This window comes from Longimycelium tulufanense, from assembly GCF_014645795.1.
Classification (GTDB): domain Bacteria; phylum Actinomycetota; class Actinomycetes; order Mycobacteriales; family Pseudonocardiaceae; genus Longimycelium; species Longimycelium tulufanense.
Genome location: NZ_BMMK01000039.1, coordinates 1 through 19,509 on the forward strand (window position 1 = coordinate 1; position 19,509 = coordinate 19,509).

Annotated in this window: 30 protein-coding genes; 7 read left to right on the forward strand and 23 right to left on the reverse strand. The window is 69.6% G+C overall.

Features of this window, described 5'->3' with window-relative positions; genetic code table 11:
• The 19 genes from IEY55_RS26750 to IEY55_RS26835 form a co-directional block, all read right to left on the reverse strand.
• Window positions 1-369: DNA cytosine methyltransferase (locus IEY55_RS26750; protein ID WP_189061335.1), on the reverse strand; the 369-nt coding region annotated here is incomplete at its 3' end.
• Window positions 366-1,346, reverse strand: a complete 981-nt coding sequence (locus IEY55_RS26755) for a bifunctional DNA primase/polymerase (protein WP_229686783.1) — start codon at window positions 1,344-1,346, stop codon at window positions 366-368. The genes IEY55_RS26750 and IEY55_RS26755, both read right to left, overlap by 4 nt.
• A 230-nt stretch (window positions 1,347-1,576) precedes the next feature.
• The gene (locus IEY55_RS26760; protein WP_229686784.1) at window positions 1,577-3,823 is read right to left on the reverse strand and encodes a hypothetical protein; all 2,247 of its coding nucleotides are present in this window, start codon (window positions 3,821-3,823) and stop codon (window positions 1,577-1,579) included.
• Window positions 3,820-4,191, reverse strand: coding sequence for a hypothetical protein (locus IEY55_RS26765; protein WP_189061336.1), 372 nt, complete (start codon window positions 4,189-4,191; stop codon window positions 3,820-3,822). The genes IEY55_RS26760 and IEY55_RS26765 overlap by 4 nt, the downstream gene beginning before the upstream one ends.
• Complete coding sequence (locus IEY55_RS26770; protein ID WP_189061337.1) at window positions 4,188-5,162, reverse strand: conjugal transfer protein TraI; 975 nt, start codon at window positions 5,160-5,162, stop codon at window positions 4,188-4,190. Before IEY55_RS26770 ends, IEY55_RS26765 begins: the two co-directional genes overlap by 4 nt.
• On the reverse strand, window positions 5,159-5,503 hold the full coding sequence (locus IEY55_RS26775; protein WP_189061338.1) for a hypothetical protein: 345 nt from the start codon (window positions 5,501-5,503) through the stop codon (window positions 5,159-5,161). The genes IEY55_RS26770 and IEY55_RS26775 overlap by 4 nt, the downstream gene beginning before the upstream one ends.
• A complete protein-coding gene (locus tag IEY55_RS26780; protein ID WP_189061339.1) occupies window positions 5,500-5,640 on the reverse strand; it encodes a hypothetical protein in 141 nt (46 codons plus the stop codon). The genes IEY55_RS26775 and IEY55_RS26780 overlap by 4 nt, the downstream gene beginning before the upstream one ends.
• Window positions 5,641-5,732: 92 nt before the next feature.
• A complete protein-coding gene (locus tag IEY55_RS26785; protein ID WP_189061340.1) occupies window positions 5,733-6,122 on the reverse strand; it encodes a hypothetical protein in 390 nt (129 codons plus the stop codon).
• A 120-nt stretch (window positions 6,123-6,242) separates the two neighbouring features.
• The gene (locus tag IEY55_RS26790) at window positions 6,243-6,596 is read right to left on the reverse strand and encodes a hypothetical protein (RefSeq protein WP_189061341.1); all 354 of its coding nucleotides are present in this window, start codon (window positions 6,594-6,596) and stop codon (window positions 6,243-6,245) included.
• Complete coding sequence (locus tag IEY55_RS26795) at window positions 6,596-6,856, reverse strand: hypothetical protein (RefSeq protein WP_189061342.1); 261 nt, start codon at window positions 6,854-6,856, stop codon at window positions 6,596-6,598. The genes IEY55_RS26790 and IEY55_RS26795 overlap by 1 nt, the downstream gene beginning before the upstream one ends.
• Window positions 6,853-7,038 carry a hypothetical protein gene (locus IEY55_RS26800; protein WP_189061343.1) on the reverse strand — a complete coding sequence of 62 codons (186 nt, stop codon included), beginning with the start codon at window positions 7,036-7,038 and terminating at the stop codon, window positions 6,853-6,855. Before IEY55_RS26800 ends, IEY55_RS26795 begins: the two co-directional genes overlap by 4 nt.
• A 1-nt stretch (window position 7,039) precedes the next feature.
• On the reverse strand, window positions 7,040-7,414 hold the full coding sequence (locus IEY55_RS26805; protein WP_189061344.1) for a hypothetical protein: 375 nt from the start codon (window positions 7,412-7,414) through the stop codon (window positions 7,040-7,042).
• A complete protein-coding gene (locus IEY55_RS26810) occupies window positions 7,411-7,686 on the reverse strand; it encodes a hypothetical protein (RefSeq protein WP_189061345.1) in 276 nt (91 codons plus the stop codon). The genes IEY55_RS26805 and IEY55_RS26810 overlap by 4 nt, the downstream gene beginning before the upstream one ends.
• Before the next feature lie 5 nt (window positions 7,687-7,691).
• Window positions 7,692-7,940 carry a WhiB family transcriptional regulator gene (locus IEY55_RS26815; RefSeq protein ID WP_229686794.1) on the reverse strand — a complete coding sequence of 83 codons (249 nt, stop codon included), beginning with the start codon at window positions 7,938-7,940 and terminating at the stop codon, window positions 7,692-7,694.
• Between the two features lie 161 nt (window positions 7,941-8,101).
• Entirely contained in the window at window positions 8,102-8,260 is a 159-nt protein-coding gene (locus tag IEY55_RS26820; protein WP_189061347.1) for a hypothetical protein, read from the reverse strand.
• Window positions 8,261-8,287: 27 nt separating this feature from the next.
• Window positions 8,288-8,419, reverse strand: a complete 132-nt coding sequence (locus IEY55_RS32660) for a hypothetical protein (protein ID WP_268239365.1) — start codon at window positions 8,417-8,419, stop codon at window positions 8,288-8,290.
• A gap of 39 nt (window positions 8,420-8,458) precedes the next feature.
• Entirely contained in the window at window positions 8,459-8,884 is a 426-nt protein-coding gene (locus IEY55_RS26825; RefSeq protein ID WP_189061348.1) for a hypothetical protein, read from the reverse strand.
• 94 nt (window positions 8,885-8,978) lie between these two features.
• Complete coding sequence (locus tag IEY55_RS26830; protein WP_189061349.1) at window positions 8,979-9,470, reverse strand: hypothetical protein; 492 nt, start codon at window positions 9,468-9,470, stop codon at window positions 8,979-8,981.
• A gap of 237 nt (window positions 9,471-9,707) precedes the next feature.
• The gene (locus IEY55_RS26835) at window positions 9,708-10,034 is read right to left on the reverse strand and encodes a hypothetical protein (protein ID WP_189061350.1); all 327 of its coding nucleotides are present in this window, start codon (window positions 10,032-10,034) and stop codon (window positions 9,708-9,710) included.
• A gap of 420 nt (window positions 10,035-10,454) precedes the next feature.
• Between IEY55_RS26835 and IEY55_RS33100 the strand changes: the two genes are divergently transcribed.
• The 3 genes from IEY55_RS33100 (at window position 10,455) to IEY55_RS33105 (ending at window position 13,426) form a co-directional block, all read left to right on the forward strand.
• A complete protein-coding gene (locus IEY55_RS33100) occupies window positions 10,455-10,832 on the forward strand; it encodes a GntR family transcriptional regulator (RefSeq protein ID WP_189061351.1) in 378 nt (125 codons plus the stop codon).
• Window positions 10,833-10,835: 3 nt separating this feature from the next.
• A complete protein-coding gene (locus IEY55_RS26845; RefSeq protein WP_189061352.1) occupies window positions 10,836-12,527 on the forward strand; it encodes an NsdA family TPR-like regulatory protein in 1,692 nt (563 codons plus the stop codon).
• Window positions 12,528-12,595: 68 nt separating this feature from the next.
• Window positions 12,596-13,426, forward strand: coding sequence for a phosphotransferase family protein (locus IEY55_RS33105; protein ID WP_373290066.1), 831 nt, complete (start codon window positions 12,596-12,598; stop codon window positions 13,424-13,426).
• Window positions 13,427-13,500: 74 nt separating this feature from the next.
• On the opposite strand, the gene IEY55_RS32305 is transcribed toward IEY55_RS33105, so the two are convergent.
• Window positions 13,501-13,632 carry a type II toxin-antitoxin system RelE family toxin gene (locus IEY55_RS32305; RefSeq protein WP_229686786.1) on the reverse strand — a complete coding sequence of 44 codons (132 nt, stop codon included), beginning with the start codon at window positions 13,630-13,632 and terminating at the stop codon, window positions 13,501-13,503.
• A gap of 135 nt (window positions 13,633-13,767) precedes the next feature.
• Window positions 13,768-14,070, reverse strand: coding sequence for a prevent-host-death protein (locus IEY55_RS26860; protein ID WP_189061353.1), 303 nt, complete (start codon window positions 14,068-14,070; stop codon window positions 13,768-13,770).
• A 428-nt stretch (window positions 14,071-14,498) separates the two neighbouring features.
• Here IEY55_RS26860 and IEY55_RS26865 point away from each other — a divergent pair, with 428 nt between their 5' ends.
• Window positions 14,499-15,305: a class I SAM-dependent methyltransferase gene (locus tag IEY55_RS26865; protein WP_229686787.1), complete on the forward strand. Its 807-nt coding sequence runs from the start codon at window positions 14,499-14,501 to the stop codon at window positions 15,303-15,305.
• A 23-nt stretch (window positions 15,306-15,328) separates the two neighbouring features.
• The gene (locus IEY55_RS26870) at window positions 15,329-17,158 is read left to right on the forward strand and encodes a S9 family peptidase (protein WP_189061354.1); all 1,830 of its coding nucleotides are present in this window, start codon (window positions 15,329-15,331) and stop codon (window positions 17,156-17,158) included.
• Window positions 17,159-17,203: 45 nt separating this feature from the next.
• On the opposite strand, the gene IEY55_RS26875 is transcribed toward IEY55_RS26870, so the two are convergent.
• Together IEY55_RS26875 and IEY55_RS26880 are read right to left on the reverse strand one after the other, a co-directional pair.
• Window positions 17,204-17,692 (reverse strand): Dps family protein, encoded by a 489-nt coding sequence (locus IEY55_RS26875; RefSeq protein ID WP_189061355.1) that lies wholly within the window; start codon window positions 17,690-17,692, stop codon window positions 17,204-17,206.
• Window positions 17,693-17,809: 117 nt separating this feature from the next.
• On the reverse strand, window positions 17,810-18,388 hold the full coding sequence (locus IEY55_RS26880; RefSeq protein WP_189061356.1) for an NADPH-dependent FMN reductase: 579 nt from the start codon (window positions 18,386-18,388) through the stop codon (window positions 17,810-17,812).
• Here IEY55_RS26880 and IEY55_RS26885 point away from each other — a divergent pair.
• Complete coding sequence (locus IEY55_RS26885) at window positions 18,387-18,809, forward strand: thiol-disulfide oxidoreductase DCC family protein (RefSeq protein ID WP_229686788.1); 423 nt, start codon at window positions 18,387-18,389, stop codon at window positions 18,807-18,809. The two genes, IEY55_RS26880 and IEY55_RS26885, sit on opposite strands and share 2 nt — an antisense overlap.
• A 221-nt stretch (window positions 18,810-19,030) precedes the next feature.
• A complete protein-coding gene (locus IEY55_RS26890; protein ID WP_189061357.1) occupies window positions 19,031-19,219 on the forward strand; it encodes a hypothetical protein in 189 nt (62 codons plus the stop codon).
• Window positions 19,220-19,509: the final 290 nt, after the last annotated feature.

Below are 19,509 nucleotides of genomic sequence, written 5' to 3' on the forward strand. Positions count from 1 at the left end.
GGCACTGAGTAACCCCCTGACGTTCTCGAAGACAACGAGCGATGGACGCAGCCGGTCGACGGCGCGGGCCATGTGCGCCCACAGGCTCGAGCGGGTGCCGGGTGTGAGTCCGGCCCGCCGGCCGGCGGAGCTGAGGTCCTGGCAGGGGAACCCGCCCACCAGAACCTCGACCGGTTCCACCGCGGACCAGGCGACCTGGCTGATGTCGCCCAGGTTCGGGGGGTGCGGCCGGTGATGGGCCAACACCGCGGCGGCGGCCGGGTCGGAGTCGCAGTGCCACACCACGTTCCCGCCCAACAGTGGGGCCACCGCGAGTTCGCACAGCCCGCCGTAGCCGGAGAACAGCGACCCGATCCGTACCCGGCTCATGCCGCCCTCCCCCGGTCCGGCAGGCGACGGGGGCGGCGGGCGCCGGCCCGGAGGCCGGAGGTGATGGTGGCCTCGGCCTGGCGCTGGGTGCAGCCACACGGGCCGGCGATGTGCCCGGCGGCAGCGTTCAGCAGGACGCGGCGCACGTCCTCCTCGGCGAGTGCTCCGCCCGCGACGAGCTGGCCGAGCGCGACCGAGGCGAGGTACAGCGACCGGTTGTGCTCCCCGCCGGGCGCCTCGGCCACCCGGGCGGTCTCGCCCGCGATCGCGGCGTCCAGGAACCGGGCCCGCCGGCCACTGCCCAGGTTGACCTCGACCGGCCTCTGGACGGGCAGCGGCGGCGGGGCCAGCCGCTCGACCAACCAGCCCGGCAGCGGTACGGGATCGACGTCGGCGGTGACCTCGTAGCCGCTGTGGTCGGTGACGCTGCCTGCGGCGACGACGTAGCCGCCGTGCCCGCGGGTGTCGACCTTCCACCCGAGCTGGCCGACCGTGCTGCGCAACAGCGGGGTGTCGGGTGCGGCGAAGTACAGGTGGACTCCGCCGCGGGCGGTCCGAACGGTGCGCGTGTCGAACGGGGGCAGTTGGCCGGCCTGCTCGGCGAGCAGGATCAGCACGTCTTCCCCGCAGGTGGCGTCCTGTTTTGCCCACTCGGCCGGGGGTTTCTCGCCGGGCTTGGGGACGTCCAGGTCGACCACCAGCAGCCCGGCCGGGCCGGTGGCCAACCCGATGTTCCAGGGCCCGGTCGCCCAACACTGGCGGATGCGGTCGGGGTCGGTGGTGGCCCGCTCTTCCCAGCCGAGGTGTCCATCCCGGCACGGGCCGGTGCGCCGGCAGCGGCGGGCGCCGTGCAGCACCGGATGCTTCTTGGTGCCCGGGGCGAGGGGGAAGACTGGCCATCCGCGGCTGGCTGCCTCCAGCGCGGCCTGCATCAGCCGCTGGGTGGTGTCACTGGTGGTGTTCGTTGAGGTACTCACGATCCGGCCCTTTCGTCACTGTCTGTAGTTGCTGGTGGGTGTGGGGTGTCATCGCGGCACCTGGGGAGGGAGCCGCGTGACGGCGTGCGAACAGGGGTTGTGGAGGGGTGGAGAGGGTGTGTGTGGGGGTGGGTCCCTCGCCTCCCTCGGCCCTGTTTTGGCCGGTCAGGTTGGGGGAGGCGGGTGAGGGAGGGGGTGAGGGAGTTCTCCCTCATCCCGTGGGTGCTCCCTCAGTCGTCTCCCTCGCCCGGGGTGTCCTCACTGTCCGGTGAACTGTCACGTTCGGTGAGGGCTTCGCGGATGCGGGCCGCGCTGATCTGCATCAGCCCCTGGGTCTTGTAGGGCGCGGCGTGGTGTGCGGTGAGGAACGCGGTGAGGTCTTGCAGCGTCCAGTCGCCGTAGGTGGCGCGGTCGCGTTCGATCAGCCGCTGCAGGACGTGTTGGCTGGGCATCCGCGGGGCTTGGCCGAGGACCGCGGCGATGTCGGCCAGCGGGTCGGCCTCGGGCCGGACGGGGCCGGGTGCGGTGGCGTGGATGCCGTGCTGCTGGCGTAGGTGCATTGCGCGTTGGGTGATGCGGTGCACTTCGGGTGGGGACACGTAGAAGGTGCGCAGTAGGCCGGGTGTGGCGGTGAAGCCCCGTTGCATGCAGGTGCCGACGTCCCCGGGCCCTTCGTCGGTCTTGGGGGTGAGGCCCACCGCGGAGATGCCGGCCTTGTAGGAGCCGGTGCCCAGCACGGCGTCGTTACCGTTCTGGTCGCCGATGGCGAAGCACGCCTTGTTGCTGGCCACCGTGATGAGCTTGCGGGGCAGGGCGTCCTTGGAGGGCTCGGGGGTGAGGAACATCAACGTGACGGCGTACTTGCGGGCCGTGGTCATCAGTTTCGAGGCGAGTTCGATGGCGGTCTTGCCGTGTTCGCCGAGGAACAGGTTCTGGCACTCGTCCACCACCACGATGCGGGGCCGCAACCGCGCATCGGTCTCGGCCAAGGCCCGGGTGACCGCCCGCTCGGTCCCGTGCTCCCGCAGCGCTTGGCCCCGCAGGGTCAACTCGTCGTAGAGCTGCTCCAGCAACGCCATACAGGGCCCCGCGGTTTCGTGTTCGGGGCCGGTGACCAGGGACCGCAGGCGCGGTTGCATGGGCTCGTAGTCGACGTTGTCGGCCATGACCACCACGTCGATGTCGACCAGCGGGTCGAGCATCGCCCCGCACAGCAGGGTGATCACCAGGGTGGACTTGCCCGAGCCCATCATGCCGCCCACCACGTAGTTGGCCTCGAACAACCGGCCGCGCACCACGTCGCCCTTGATGGTGACCCCCACCGGGATGCCGGCGAAGTAGTCGGCGCTGGCGTGCTCCAGGTCCTCTAGGAGCGGCCACGGGTCCACCGGGCCGGACAGCGCCCCGGGTTTGGCCACCCACAGATCCAGCACGCTGGGCTGGGGTTCGGTGGGCCACACCTCGATCGGGAAGCGCACCAGGTTGTGCGCGAGCATGGTCTTGCGCTTGACGATCTCCTCCACCGGGCAGGCCGGGGGCAGGTCGAGCTGGGCCCGCCACCCCTTACCGTCCAGGGTGGGCGGCATCCGGAACCGGATGCGCCACCCCTCCTTGAGCGCCTGCTGGAAACCCCGGATGTTGAGGTTGCGCAGCGCGTTGACGAGGGTGCCCTCATCCGGCAGCCCGTCCATCACGTCCCCGTCACCGGCGGTGGGGGCGGCCAGCCACGGCGGCATCTCCGCCCGGGTGCGGCCCTGCCAGTACAGGTAGGCCACCGCCGCGACCGTGCCCCCGGCTGCCAGCACCACCCCGTAGGTGGCCAGGAACCACACGGTGAACGCGATGGCGTCCAACACTGCGGTGATGGGTGCGATCACGTCGGCCAGCTGACCGGAGTTGATCGCCAGGACGATCCCGAGTACCAGCAGAAACCCGGCCAGGCCGGTCAGCCCCACCACCCCGGCGGTGATCCACCGACCGGGTGCGGCGATCCAGTCCATCACCCGCTGGTGGCGGCGCTGTTTCTCCGCCACGTCGGCTTCCTGCCAGTACCGCAGGGCTTCCTGGTCACCGGCGGCCTCCGCGGCGTGCATCTGCCGCTCGTACCGGCTGGCGCCGTGGGTGTCCCGCCACCGCCGCACTACCACCCCGATCCCGGCGATCGGGTAGGCCACCGCGTGCCGCACCAGCGTTTTGGTGCGCTTGTGCGTCACCGCGGTTTTCACACCCCGGTAGACGGTGACCGCGTCGTGGGCATAGCCCCGGTACCGCTCGACCGCCTGGGCCCGTTGGCTGGTGAGCCGCCGGTACTCGTCCTCGGTGAGCAGTTCGCCCTCAACGACGTCACCGGTGGTCTCCGGCGGCCGGGTGGTGGCCTGCGGGGGGACCGGCAGGTAGTGCACCCGCGCCAACTCGTTCGCCCTGCTTTCGCGCTCGGTGCCCTCCGGCACCGTGGCGTCGTGCTCTCGGTTGCTCATGCCCTCGATCCCTCCTCGTCCTCCTCGTTGGTGGTGCCGGACAGCGGCGGTGGCGCGGTGCGGACCGCGCCGCGCAGTGCGCGGCGCTGCCGGGCACCCCGAATCTCGTGCACGAGCCATCCCGTGCCGCAGGCCAGGGCCAGCACGGCGCACCAGCGGTTCCACACCACCGCGGCCACCAGGGGGCCGGCGACCCCGGCCAACTCGACCGCGTGCCAGCCCACCCAGGCCAGTGCCCGGTCGGCGGCAGCACGCCCGTCCTCGGGCACTGCGGGGGTGGCGTCGGGGCGCGGAACCACCACACCGGAAGCCCGCTCGTCACGGCCGGCCCCCTCGGGTGGGGCCGGGATGTTGTGGGGGGTGGTCATCGGGCACCGCCCTTCAGTGCGTCGCGGACCTGGCGGGCGGTGTCGGTGCCGACCTCCAGTGCGCGGCGCAGCGCCTTGGCCCCGGGGTTGGCCGGCAGTTCCCCGGCCGCGATCAACTCACGGGCGCGGGCCACATACCGGGCCAGCCGGGCCCGGTGCTGGGCCAGCACCACCTCGGCGCGGCCGGTGCCGTTTGCGCTGTACTTTCGGCCAGTACCCCCCGCGGTATCCCCACCCTGGGGGAGTCCGTGGTCCAGGGCGGTGAACGCTGCCCAGATGATCGGTAACGCGGTCACGATCGCCACCGCGATGATCGGGCCGAGCAGATGCAGCACCAGGATCGGGAACCGGAACGGCTCGGCCACGAACGGCAGGTGCGGGAAGGCGTTCATGCCCAACGTCAGGCCCAGGAACAACCACTCGATCCGCCGCAGGGTCGGGTGGGTCAGCGGCCGGCCGCGGATCGCCAGGTACGCCTTCGCCCCGACTACGGTGAGCAGGCCGAGCGACAGGAACGGCTCGACGAACCAGGCGAACACCCACTCGGCAGACCAGGCCGGGGCCCCGTCGGCGGCGAAGGTCTGCACCCCGGCGGTCGACCAGGCCAGGGCCAAACCCAGCGCCACCAACGCGGCCCCGGTGAGACACCGCAACACTCGGGCGGCGTGATAGGCCCGGGCGGCCGGGTCCTGGCCCAACATGTGGAGCCGGGCGGCTTCGGTGGCGCGTTGCCGGCGCTTGCGGACCTTCGGGGTGTCGATGTGCAGGGGCACCGGGTCGGCTTGTAGCTCGGCCAGCAGGTGCGCCTCGTCGACCTCGGCGGCCAGCTTCTCGACCCGCCGGGTCCAGCCCGGCGCCTGGCCCGGCTGGGCCGGTGTGGGCGGGGTCTGCGCGGTCAGGAACCGCTCCAATTCGGCTAGGCCGCGGTCGACGTCGCGGCCGAAGTCGTCGGCACCGTTGAGTGTGCTCATCGCCGGACCTCCCTTGCGGCAGCACGGACACGGGTCGGTAGGGACAGCAGCCGGGCGACGGTGGCGCCGGCCAGCAACGCCGGCAGGCCCAGCGCCACGGCGGTCACCAGGCGGTCCTCGGTACGGATCAGGACGGCCCACTGCACGGCCACGATGAGGGCGGCGGCCAGCACGGCCCGCCCGGCCGCCGTGCCGGTGCGGGTCAGGCGTTGGGTGCGCAGGACCGCCGTGCGGCCGCTGCGCCGGCCGGACCGCCAGGTGGCCAGCAGCAGGCCGAGCAGGGCCAGCGCCCCGGCACCGGCCACCACCACGGCCACCGTGGTGGGGTTGTGGGGGGTCATCGCGCACCCCCGGCCGTGCGCGGACCGGCATAGAAGCCGGTGGTGGCCAGCACCGGCCCGCGGGCGGCGGGAAGGGTCATCGAGCGCGGCACGGCCCGGCTCCCGGTCGTTTGCCGCGCCCCAGGCGTGGTTGCCATGCTGAAGCTCTCCTCACTACTCATCGGGTGGTGGAGGTGGTGCCCGGCCCGGCGGGCGTTCTTGGCGGGACAGCCGCCGGGCCGGGGCAGGGTCAGGCACTCGCGCGCGCCGCAGCCTCGGCGTCGGAGTTGCGCTCGTACCAGCGCAGCGCCCAGCCCTCCAGGGCGTCCGGGCTGTGCTGGAACGAGATCGCGGGGTCGTGCTCGAAGTCGCGGGCCATTCGTGCGGCCAACGCCTGGCTGGGAACCCAGACCGGCAGGCCCAGCGGCGGGAACAGGCGCAGTACCTGCCAGCGGTCCAGCCGCACCCTCAGCGACGACTCGTGAGGCTCGACCAGGGGGGAGATCACCAGGTTGTCGCCCACCGTGAGGAAGGGGCGGGGAACCTCCCACATGACGCCGTTGATCTCGAAACGCATTCCGATGTAGACGAGCCTGCCGTGATCGGGGGCCACGGTGGTGAGCTGCTGATAGGTGCTCACGGGAGGGATTCCTTTCCGTCGTAGGGGTTTCTGTGGGTCCTGGCGGACCGGGATGCCGCACCGGCGCACCGGCCGGTGCGGCATCCCTCGTGTGTCAGGCGTAACCAGGGGACAGGGGACTCAGCAGGACCAGCGCTGCACACAGCCCGGACACCAGATCTCGGTGCGGTCGTGCCGGATCAGCCACGGCCCGCGGCAGTCACGCGCCAACTCGGCCACCTCGGCGAACGTGGACCAATGGACGTCGGGGTCGTCGGCCGGCGTGCGGCAGCCGACACAGACCGCCAGCAGGCACGGCAGGCCGAGCCGGACCGCATACAGCGCAATGCCGTCCTCGGTGACGTCGCGCCACTCGCTGACGATCGCTTGGAGCGCGGCCGACTGGCTGTCGTAGTGCGGCGGCTCCCACGAGATCCCCGCACCGTTGACCGGGCGCAGCTCCCAGCACGGGGCGGGGTAGGCAAGGACGGCCATCACGCACCCCGTCGGTTCCTGGCGTCGTCAGGGCCGGTGATGGCCTGCCACTGCTGGACTTCCGGCCTGGTGACCGCATACCCGGCGAGGGCGTGGAGCGCGGTCGCGGTGGCCTGCGCGGCGGTGAAGTGCGCCGTGGCGATGTGCGCGTAGAGCGCCTGGGTGTCGGTGCCGACCGAGAAGCCGTGGTCGACGTGCGTGCCGGTCTCGGCGGCGTGCAGGTACTTCTCACCTTCGTGGTAGTGCTCCGGCCCGGTCACGGGATGCCTCCCTTGCTGTCTGGACTTGTGGCTGGTGGTGTGATCTCGACGTAGACCCGGCCCCGGTCGCCGGGGCCTCGGTGGGGGTAGAAACGGCTGACCGAACAGACCGTGAACACCCGCGCCAGCCGCGTGAGCGCCTGCTCGACCTCAGCCCGAGGGCCTTCCACACGAATCCGCATGTCAGGACACCTCCCGCACCGCCGGTGCGGTGAGTCGGCGCTGCTCGTCACGCAGGCAGCGGGCGCAGTGCCGGAACTCGACCGTGCAACCGCCATCCGCGGCCCGGCCGGCACCACACGTGCCGCGGCAGCGGCACCGCCGCCACGGGGTGGGCCGGTGGCCCAGCACCGCACACTCCTCCGCGGCGGCACAGGCCGCGCACCAGAGCTGGCCGTTCGCGCGCACCCGCCACCCGGGGTCGGTGTGCGGGTCCTGCAGCAACGCGGCCAGCGCGTCGGACTCCTCAGCGAAGTGCGTCGGACCGTTCGCGGTCCGTGCCCAGCGGGCCGCACACCGGTCGCACTCGACCACCACGGCACTGAGTCGACGGATCATGACCTCACCCCGTCCGTGCGTGACGGGTCGAGTCGTCGCGCCTCCAGCCGCTGCATCCGGGCGGCGTCGTCCAACGCCTCCCACAACACGCTGTCCACGGCCACCTCCCAGCTGGCGGCCGAATACACCGCGGCCAGCTCCCGCTGTGCCGCCGCGACCCGCCGCGACCACTGCTCAGACGGCACGCCGCGGTCCCGGACCGCCGCCGTCAACGCCTGGCGGGCCCGCCGAAACCGGGCCTCGATCTCCTGTGGCAGCCTCAGCTCATCCACGGTGCTCACCCGGCCTTCGGCAACTCGCGGCGGCGCAGCTCCCGTCGCTCGCCGGCGTCCAGGCCGCCCCACACCCCGGAGTCCTCCCCGACCTGCAGCGCCCAGGCCCGGCACTCCAAGATCACCGGACACCGCCGGCACACCGCCTTGGCCTCGGCGATCTGCCACTGCGCCAACGGGCCCTCACCGACCGGGAAAAACAACTCCGGGTCCTGCGTCCGGCAGGCCGCCGCCGACCGCCAGTCACGATCCAGGCCGGCCGGGGCGACCGGATTCACCGCAGCCGAGCCCAAAATCGCCTCGGCACCGGTACGACGTCGGGACATAGGTAGTCCTCCTCACTGCTTGTTGGGTGATGGGGAAACCCGGCCCAGCGGGCGTTCATGGGCGGGACAACCGCCGAGCCGGGGCAGGGTCACCGGTCGGGGTGCAACCGCTGGTCGATCCAGGCGTCCACGTCGTCCACCGGGTTACCGTCCTGGTCGATCGCCCCGCAGTAGCCCGAGGCGCGAAGGTCGAAGAACCTCGTGTCGGCTTCGGTCTCGGGTTGGCCGTCCCAACGTCGCGTCGACATCGGCTTTGTCCTCTCTGGACGGTGCTGTCACTGGGTCGTGTCGGTGGTGGTGTCTTGGTCGAGCAGGCCGCGTTCGTCGAGCCGTTCCAGACCGGCACGGAGTTCGACGACTCCGGTGACCTCCTCACGCAGCGCGGTTTCCAGGTTCGGATCGGTCATCGCGCGATCCTTCGCGGTGGGGATTGACGGTGTGTGTGGTCAGGCCACCCGCCGCTCAGCGGCGTGGGCGTCGACCAGCCGCCGGAGCAGGTCCACCTCAACCCGGCGGCCGTGAGCGTTGGCGGTGACGTTGGTGTTGAGCCGCACCAGGGTTCGCTCGTCGCCACGCACGGCGGTGTAGACGTGCACGCCCGGCCCGGTGTGCAGCAGCCCGTATAGTCCGATGTGGACGCTGCCCGTCTCGTTGTAGTCGTCGAGCACGATCCGCACGTCGGTCAGGACCTCGTGCCACGCCAAGGCGGCACGGATGCTGCGGTCGGCAAGCTGGATGGTGTGGTGCGCTCGCTGGTCGCGGGGGTTCGCATACCCGTTGTGGTCCAGGGAGGCGATGCCGGGCAGGTCTGGGTGGGAGCGAAGGAAGTCCAGCACGGCGCGGGCGTCACACAGATCAATGGTGCAGGTCATGACAGTGGTCTCCTGTGCTGTCTGGTGTGGGGTGGTCGAGAGGGAGCCCGGCCCGACGGGCGTTAGGCGGGACAGCCGCCGGGCCGGGACGCGGTCAGCCGGTGGGGCAGAGGCGCTCCATGGCGGCCATGTCGGTGGGTGCCGCGTCGTAGTAGGCGATCTCGGACCCGTCGTGCGGGCCGCCCTGACACACCCGCTGCCACACCGGCGGGCGGGGGTCTTGCAGCGCGCCGCGGGCCTCCCGCTCCAACTCGGGGCTGAGACGGGTGTCCTCCCGGCCGGGCGGGCAGGGCTGACCGGCGGTGAACAGGGCGCCGTCGGTGGTGACGACGCGCCTCTGGTCGGCCGGGTCGTGCAGGCCGTGACGGTCGACCGGGGCGCCGGCCCGCACACACAGCACGGAGTCCCCGGAGGCCGCACCGGACCGCCAGTGACGGGCGCCGACCTGCTCGCCCGGGGTGCCGGCGACCACCCACCCGGCCCGGTCCGGTGCGGCCTCGGTGCCGGTGCGGGGCTGGCAACCGGTGAGCGCGACCAGCAGACCGGCCACGGCCGCAGTGGTCAGGATCGGTAAACGGTGTTTCACCACGGTCTCCTCACTGCTGTGGTGGGTGATGGAAAAGCCCGGCCCGACGGGCGTTCATCGGCGGGACAGCCGCCAGGCCCGGGCAGACCGCGTTTCTCCGATGTCGCGGTCTCGTTCGTTGTCGTTCGGCCCGACCGGGCCGGCACCGGCATGGCCGTCGGGTAACGCCGCGAACGGGCCCGGCATGTCCCACAACAGACCCGAAATTCGCAGCAGTCAGAGACAGCCGGCGGGCCATCACGCGACCCGCCCGTCCGCAGGCGCCGCCTGCGCGTGGCCCTCGGCCGCCGTCCACGCGGCATCGGCGGCCACCTGCGCCCGCTGCCAGCAGGCGTAGGCCAACCGAGTGCGCTGCACCGCGTCACCGAATGCCAACGCCGCCGCGTCCCACGCCGCCCGGTAGTCCGGGCGCGTGGGCTGCTCAGCGACCAGCTGGCGCAGCGACGCCACCCGCGCCCCCAGCCGCATCTGCGCTTTCCGCGCCGCCAGATACCCAGCGCACGCCTTCTCCTCCGCCAGGCGCAGCAACGCCACAGCCGGGGCGGGGGTCACGTCGTTCTCCATGACTCATCACTCCACGTCAAAGGTTCGGAATGAGTGCTGGTCAGGGATGGCGGCACCCTTGCCCTTGTCTCTGCCGTGCGCTCGCACCCACCACGGGCGGTCATCGCGACGCGACCAGGAAAGTCAGGGGTCAGTGCCGCTTTTCAGTTCTCAAGGAACGCGCCTACGACCCGGTGCTGCGCGCGGATTGCCCGCCTTCAGTCCGTCTCGCAGGACTTTCAGTGCCCCGGCCCGACTCGAACGGGCCGCCCACCAGATGAGGCAGGGCCACTGTTAGAAGCGATCGCAGAACAACTTGGTGCACAGAGTGCACTGTGCGGCAGAGTACGTCAAGTACTCCATCCGAGCGAAAGCCGCTCGAAACAAGGGAGATGTGGTGCACTGGGAGAGGCAGAGTGCACAGAGTGCGGAGGGATGCGGATGGCAGAGTGGTCGGGACGACCGGCGTACCAGCAGGTTGCGCAAGCCCTGCGAGACCAGATCAGGGCAGGCAGCCTCCGCCCCGGGACGCAACTTCCCTCGCTGGCGGACCTCATGCAGGAGCACCGGGTCTCAAGCACGGTGGTGCGTATGGCACTGGCGCAGCTCCGTGCCGACGGCTTGATCGTGAGCCACCAAGGGAAGGGTTCGTTCGTACAGGAACGAGATGCCGGAGCCCAGACCAGCCCAGCCGTCGAACGAGGCGTTGCGAAAGAGCTGCTCGCAAGCTTGGACTCATTGCAGGACCGGCTCCGGCAACTCGAGGAACGGGTGTCTCGGCTGGAAGACCCGGCTGGCCGGGGGGTGAGTAAGACCTGATGCGTGGCGGCGGGGCTGTTGCGGCTGTTTCCGTTCATGGCAACAAGCACATCGGAAAGCGCGCGACATCACCATGCACTGCCGATGCAGCCATGGTGCATCGGCAATGCATCGGCAATGCAAGCCGCCCCCACCGAGCAAAAAGGAGGGGCGAACCTAGTGGTTGTCGAGACCTGGACAGGAGCAAGCGCTAGCTGCCTGAAGCACGCATTCCGAAAGAGCAACGAAGCGTTTGCTGAACATCTCGGTGTTGCTGTACGCACGGTTGCCAACTGGCAAACTCGCCCCGAGATTGTTCCTTCTCCTTCACTACAGGAGGTCTTGGATACCGCTCTGGAGAAAGCATCTGAAGCAGTTAGGGAACGCTTTTACTTACTCTATGACGGCCAGGTAAGCAAGACCAGCACCGGGGACGGATCAGACGGGACACGACTCGATCCTGGCACGCCACCGTCTGACCGCACGACGACGAGCCTCGACGTGGTTGAGTTCGGCGCACGGTACCCGGAGAAAGCTGCCGATTCTACGGTTGCAACCTGGCACCAGAAGCCCGACCTGACGCCAAAGACAGACGTGCAGGAACTCCTCGACACGGCCCTTGAGCGAGCATCGGAGAGTGCGCGGGAGCGATTCGCGCAGCGCTTGGGCGGTCAGAGCGCAACGTTCGAGCCGGAGCACGTAGACCACACCGACGACGTAGGGCGTGCGGCGCGAGAGGCGCTGGAGTTCGCGTCCTGGGCGCTCAGCGATCGAGTAGATCCGCTGATCCTCGAGCACGTGCAGTACGAGTTGCGCCGGATCGCAGTCGACTACGTCCACACTCCGCTACGACCGGTCTTCGAGGACCTGCTTCGGCTGCGGGACGTGACGTTTGGCCTCGTACGCGAACGTCCGCACCCCAAGCAGGCTCGTGAACTGTTTTTCCTAGCAGGCACCAACCTCTTGCTGCTGGCGCACGCTAGCCAGAACCTTGGTGAACCCGGATCGGGCATGGCGCAAGCACGAGCGGCAGCAGCTTGCGCAGAGCAGGCCGATCACGACGGGCTACGTGCTTGGGTCGCCGGAACTCAAGCCTTGATCGCGGAGTGGTCACGAAGGCACAGAGATGCGGTCGACTTCGCCCGGCGCGGCCAGGCGTACGCAGCGACTGCTCAGTCACGCGTGCGGTTGGCGAGCCTTGAGGCACGGGCGCTGGCTCGCGCTGGTAATCGGAAGGGAGCAACGTCAGCTCTCGATCGGGCGCGTCGAGACTGGGATACCATTCTCGAATCTGATGATGTGACCGAGTTCGGTGGCTTGCTTACGTTCCCGTTGGCTAAAGCCAGCTACTATGCAGGCGGAGTCCTTTCCCTGATCGGCGATCACAATCAGGCAGAAGCGGCAGCCTTGCAGGCGATTAATATATACGAAACTGGTCCGAGTGAAGAACGCAGCTATGGGGATGAGGCACTGGCACGCGTTGACGTGGCCTTGGCGCGTCTTGCCCGCGATGAAGTAGACGGCGCAGAGGAAATATTGAGTGGCGTACTCCAACTGCCGCCCGAACAGCGCATTCAACAGCTCCGTGACGGTTTGGTACGGGTACGGCGCGCACTAGCCTTACCCAGGTACGCCAACTCTTCCTACTGCAGCGATCTGAGCGAAGCATTAGAGACATTTGTCGTACCGCGTCCCGACCGACGTACTCTAGGCTGAGGCCGATGACTACTACACCCGCTCCTGATCCTGCACTCTTGGCCGCGCGGGCACACGTCCGGTTCAACATGTCGACGGCACGACCACTACGGGAACACGGTAGTGCGATCTACCTCCTGCCCGAGGATGGCGTCATCGCCAAGATTAACCGGACCGATGACGACCGCCAGAGGGCAAGCACGGCCGTCGCCGTAGCGCGATGGCTGGTCGCGGAACAAGGCTTTCCGGCCACAGAACCGGCTGCAGTGGACCAGCCAGTAGTCGTTGATCACCTGGGCGCTACAGTGACGTTCTGGCGCTATTACCCCCAAGGTCGGCAGCCAGCCCCAACAGCCGGGCCGCTTGGTGCGCTGTTGGCGCGTTTGCACAGCCTCGGTAACCCACCAGTTAGTTTGCGGCCGTACCCCCCGTTGTACGCTCTTGGCGCCGTTCTGGAGCGTGCTTCCACATTGCCTGAGTCCGACCGGACATGGTTGCTCGAACGGCGAGCTGAACTGATCGAGCAATATATCTCACTGGACAGTCCACTGGGACACGGGTTTATACACGGTGACGCATACCCAGGCAATACCGTATGGGGTGCCGACAACCAAGTGCTACTGGGTGACTGGGACGAGGTAGCACAGGGTCCGCGTGAACTCGATCTAGCTAATACATACCAGGGAGGGATGCGATTCGGACGAACTGAGGGAGAATTGCGCGAGTTCAGCGAGGCATACGGATACGATCCAACCAAGTGGAGTGGATTCGCCGTGCTTATTGCTATGCGCGACCTACATACCCTCGCGAGCTACATTCGGCTTGCTGAAGCTGGCAATGAGTCCAAGAGGTGCGAACTCATCCACCGCATTTCCACACTCCGCGCAGGAGACACATCCGCGCGCTGGAATATTCGGTAACCGCGCCACTGGAGTGTGCCAAGAAACTCTGGGGCGTGAGTGGATAACAATAGTCGGACTCTGTCGGCCGCTGGTCACCGTTTCCGGTAGACGTGGCCGCGGCCGGCGACGCGAACGACGGTGACGATCAGCCGGTCGTCTTGGATCGTGTAGATCACGCGGTAGTCCCCGATGCGGATGCGCCACAGGTCGTCAGGGCCGCTCATCTTGACCACACCCGGGGGGGCGGGGGTCCTCGGCCAGGGTCTCAACCTTGCGCAGGATGCGGGCCCGGATCGGCCGGTCGAGCCGTTTGAGTTCCTTGTGAGCGGCTGGGCGCCATTCGACGTGGTAGCGGCTGCTCACGGGTGGTCGGTGTCCGGGTAGGCGGCCAGGTCGTCGGCGTGTTCAGCCCGGATGTCGGCCATCGGGATGCTGGGCGCGGGGTCGGCCAGGGCGGCGCGGGCGGCCCGGATGTCTTCGGCCTCTTCCAGGGCCTCGATCGCGGCCGTGCCCGCAGCGGCGACGTCTGCGGGCACGATGGCGGCGACCTGTTCACCGTTGCGGGTGAGGTAGACCACCTGGCCGTGCTCGGCAGCGTCCAACGCCGCCGGCGGGACGAGGTTCCCGTCAGGCGGTAGTTCGAAGTCGTGAGCCGCAGTCACATGCCCAGGATACGGGCCCAGCAGGCCGTCTGAGACAGGGTTGGGCCCAGTGTTGAGTCGGCCCCCTCCTTCCCCCGAGCGCGGCTGGCCGTGCCCGACTGTGGCCGCACCTGACGCACCCCGGCGGCTACAACCTCGACTGTGTTCCCTGGGAGAAATCTGGGAGATGATCTAGATCGCAAGGGTTGATCACACCACGCGGGACCAACGCAGACCAACGGCTTGAGCTGCGGCGATAGCAAACAGCCCAGGTAGCAAGCTGCTTCGTTCCTCGTTCGGGTCGAAGAGGTCGTGGGTTCAAATCCCGCCACCCCGACAGGGACGCTGGGCCGTGGTACCGGTGAGGTACCGCGGCCCAGACGCATTTCCGCCATTCACCATGCGTTACCACCCGACCGGCGGAGCCGGGCTGCGGTAGGAAGATCATCGTGGATCCAGCGGACCTGCGCGCACGGATGTACGGGCCGGAGGACCTCGCCGCCGAGCCGCTCTTCGCCGGTGGCTTCATCAACTTCGGCTTCTGGTCGAGCATTCCCCTGGACCGGCGGCTCGACGTCGGCCACCGGATCGCCAGTCAGCGCCGGCTCTACGAGGTCGCGCTGGACACCCTGGGGCCGTGCCACGACACCCGGCTGCTGGAGGTCGGCTGTGGGCGGGGGCTGGGCAGCGCGCTGGCCGCCACGGCGTACGGGGTGCCCGAGGTGCACGCGATCGACCTGCATCCCGACCAGGTGGAGCGGGCGCGTCGGACCAACGCCCGGACCGTGGCGGCAATGGACGGGCGGCTCGTCTACCGGCAGGGTGCGGCGAACACCATCCCCTACCCGGACGGCTACTTCGACCGGCTGCTCTCGGTCGAGGCCGCGCAGCACTTCGACGACATTCCGGGGTTCGCGCACGAGGCGTTGCGGGTGCTGCTGCCGCACGGGCGGTTGGTCGTGACGACGTTCTTCGCCACCGGCGAGGGGCACAAGGACAGGATCGCGGAGATGCTGGCGACCTTCCGTACGGGTGTGGACCGGGCGATCCCGGTGGGCACGATGACCGGGGCGCTGCGTGCCGCCGGGTTCGTCGAGGTCACCGCGCGCAGCATCGGGGAGCACGTGTGGCCGGGCCTGGACCGCTGGCAGGCCCAGCAGGACCGGTACGCCCGCCACTGGTCGCGCAACTGGCTGACCGCGTTCCGGCGCGGCCTGCTCGACTACTACATGGTCACCGCCCAGGCCCCCGGGTAGCGGCCGATGGCAGGATCGGGAGGGTGACCGACCATCCCGTTGCGAAGGTCCCCGAGCGGCTGTTCGACGACCCCGCAGCCGAGGCCCGCTGGCGCACCCGGTTCACCGCGCCGCGCACCTCGCTGCCGGACTGGGCGAGGGACGCACCCGACCACTCCCTCTACATCTCCAACACCAGCGGTGTCTGGGAGATCTACGCCTGGGATCGGGCCACCGACAGCCACCGCCAGGTCACCGACCGGCCCAACGGCACCTATCACGGCCTGGTCAGCCCGGACGGCAAGACCATCTGGTGGTTCGCCGACACCGACGGCGACGAGTTCGGCCGCTGGGTGGTCGAGCCGTTCCACGGCGGCGGTGAGCGGGGCGACGGCCTCTCCGGCACGCACGCCGGCTACCCGGCCGGGATCGAGGTGGGCCTGCGGCACGTGGCGCTGGGCGTCTCCACCGACGACGGCAGCACGATCTGGGTGTCCCGGGACGGGCGTGCCGAGGTGATCTACCAGCACGAGCAGGACGCCGGCGTGGGCGCGCTGTCGCGCGACGAGACACTGCTGGCGATCTCGCACTCCGAACACGGCGACAGTCGGCACCCGGCGTTGCGGGTGGTGCGGGTGGCCGACGGTGGCACCGTCGCGGAGAAGTGGGACGGGCCGGGCAAGGGTCTGGACGCGCTGGAGTTCAGCCCGGTGAGCGGTGACTCGCGGCTCCTCGTGCTGCACGAGCGACGGGGCCGGGAGGAGCTGCTGCTGTGGGACGTGGCCGCCGACACCGAGACCGAGATCCAGCTCGACCTGCCCGGCGAGGTCTCGGCGACCTGGTACCCGGACGGCGAGGCGCTGCTGGTCGTGCACACCCATTGGGCGCGGAGCGCGCTGTACCGCTACGACCTGGACGGTGGTGAGCTGGTCGCGCTGGAGATCCCGCCGGGCACGGTCGGTTCGGCGTCGGTCCGACCGGACGGGGTGATCGAGTACAGCTGGTCGTCGGCGGAGCAGCCGCCGGTGGTGCGGGCGCTGCTCCCCGACGGGAGCGACCGGGTGCTGCTGGAGCCGGCCGGTGAGCGGGCGGCGCCATCGCAGCCGCTGACGGACGCGTTCGTGGTGTCACGCGGTGGTGACGTGCACGCCCTGGTTGCCCGGCCGGAAGGCGCGGGTGAGGGCCCGCTGCCGACCGTTTTCTGCCTGCACGGTGGCCCGCACGCGGCCGACGAGGACCGTTTCTCCGCCTACCGGGCGGTGTGGCTGGACGCCGGGTTCGCCGTCGTGCACGTGAACTACCGGGGCTCCACCGGCTACGGGTCGGCGTGGCGGGACGCCATCGAGGGCCGGCCGGGGCTGACCGAGTTGGAGGACGTGGCCGCCGTGCACGATTGGGCGGTTCGGACCGGGCTGGCGGACCCTGTGCGCTGTGTGGTCGCGGGGGCCTCGTGGGGCGGGTACCTGACGCTGCTGGCGTTGGGGACCCAGCCGGAGCGGTGGGCGGCCGGGGTGGCCGGTGTCCCGGTGGCCGACTACGTGGCGGCCTACGCCGACGAGATGGAGCCGCTGCGGGCGTACGACCGGGCGTTGTTCGGCGGCTCGCCGGATGACCTGCCCGACCTGTACCGGGAGTGCTCGCCAATGACGTATGTCGATGCGGTGCAGGCGCCGCTGCTCCTGCTGGCGGGCGAGAACGACCCGCGCTGCCCGATCCGGCAGATCGAGAACTACCTGGACCGGCTGGCCGAGCGAGGTGCCGGCTACGAGGTGTACCGGTACGACGCCGGGCACGGGTCGCTGGTCGTCGCCGAGACGATCCGGCAGACGCTGGCCGAGGTGGACTTCGCCCGGCGCGTGGTCACGCTCTCGTGAGTGAGGCGCGGCGCCCCGGGGCCGGGGCGCCGCGTTCGCGTGCCGTCAGGTCTCGGCGAGCTGGGCCTGCCACATCCAGCGGGCCTTCTCCAGCTCGGTGGTGATCTCGATGAACAGGTCCTGGGTCACCAGGTCGCTCTTGTCGGACTCCTCGACGCGGGTACGCATGCGCAGGGCCACGACGTCGAGCGTCTCGACGATGGCCCGGACCACGTCCTTGTCGGCCTGCCAGCCCTCGGGGAACTCGGGCACCCGGGTGCCGGCGGCGACGGTGCGGACGCGGCCGTCCGGGGAGACCCCGATGGCGGCCGCCCGCTCGGCGACGTCGTCGGTGTACTTGCGGGCGGTGGCGACCAGCTCGTCGAGGTGCAGGTGGACGTCGCGGAAATGCCGGCCCACGACGTTCCAGTGCGCCTGTTTCGCGACGAGCGAGAGGTCGATGAGGTCGAGCAGGGCGGCCTGCAGGAGCTCGCCAACCGAGTCCCGCTCCGCCCGGCCAAGGGTGCTGGTGATCGGATGACTCATGGTGGTCATGCCGGACGCCTCCTCGGTGGGTGGCTGTCAGTCGGTGGTTCGAGAATCCCGCCCCGGGCAGCGGGGCGCAGCGCGAACCGGCCGTCACCAGCTGGGGTAACCCATCGGGACCAGCGGTTATGCGTGTTCGTGTCCGTTCTCACCCCGATGCGCCACGGCGAACTCCACCACCTGCCGGCCCACGGTGCGCAGTCGCCGCTCCAGCTCGGTGTCCGGGCAGCCGGTGGGCGGCAGTTTCCGGTCGAGCGAGTTCAGGGCGACGCCGAGCGGGGTGGGCCAGCCGCGCAGCGAGTGGACGATCGAGCGCAGTGAGTTGAGCGTGGTCACGGCCGCCTGCCAGCCCTGGGCGGTGGCCACGCAGCCCACCGCGCGACCGTCCAGGTAGGGGCGGACGTCGCCGCGCAGGTCCTCCACGTAGTCGAGTGCGTTCTTGACCAAGCCGGACACCGTACCGTGGTAACCGGGTGAGACCAGGACGACGCCGTCGGCGGAGCGCAGCGTCTCCACCAGGTGCTTGGCCGCTTCGGTCCGCTCCGGGACAGACGGGTCGTAGAACGGCAGGACCAGCTCTTCGCCGGTGATGGTCACGGTCCGGGCGCCGGCGTCCTCGGCGCCTGCCAGAGCGATCCGCAACGCCCGTTCGGACTGCGAGTCGGCCCGGATCGAGCCACCGATGCCCACCACGGTCAACGTCATGACCTGGATCCTCCCATCGATCCGGGATGCTGGTCGTATGCGCGGAACGCTGCTGTTCGACGGCCGGTGTGGCTTCTGCACCCGCAGCCGCGACCTGCTGGCGCGGGTCGACCGACACCACCGGGTGGAGACGGTGCCCTACCAGCACCCCGGGACACCCGATCGTTACGGCCTGACAGAGCAACAGCTGGCTCGCGCCGTCTGGTGGATCGACGAGGCCGGCACGCCCCGCGCCTCGGCGGCCGAGGCCGCCAACTACGCGCTGTCCGCCGCCCTGGGCACCACGCTGCCGTTGCGCTTCTACCGCCTACCCGGCATCCGCTGGCTCCAAGAAGCCCTCTACCGCTGGGTGTCGAACAACCGTCAGCGCCTGCCCGGAACCACCCCTTGGTGCGAGCGTGAACCGGGCACCTGCGGTTGAACAACACATCCCAGACGCTAAAAGCTCAAGTTGAGTCGAGGTCAAGGACCTGGGATCTCGGTCACTCGCCTTCCCCGCAAAGTCTCTTGTGCCCCTGCACCCGCCCACGCTGTGGAACAGAACCTGGCCGGCTGCGCTCCCGGGCTCCGGCAGCTCCCACAGCGCTACTCATCTGCGCCACGCGAACATCACGCCCGTCACTTCGCTCATAGGTACGGGTGATGAGGCGGCGGGTGGCGGTGATCCAGAGGCAGATTGGGATCATCGGGGGCGGTGACCAGCAGAGTGACGCCGGCGGGGTCGAGCCCGACCGGCTCGAACAGCATGCCGGCCAGCAAGAACAACACATGATGTCCCCGGCGTGGGCGAAGCTGCTCACCCAGACGCTGCCAACGCTCATCCACAGTTAGGTCAGGACGGTCCTCTGGCAAAGGAAGAAGAACCTCTATTCACCAACCCGAGTAGCACGTTGTCGAACTCCACGTAGCCGAGGAAAGCCAGCAGGTAGTGCCGCTCGCCCAAATCAGTCCGATAAGGACGGTCCTGCAGATAGGGCTAGTCCGGCAGGAACCTCAGCCGCAGATCGTCATCCAGCCAAACGCCACTACGCCGGTGGCAAGTCGCTCGACCGGCTGAACATCATCACAATGCCTCGAACGCGCGTTCGATCTCTGCCATGATGATCTCGGGGTCGCCCTGG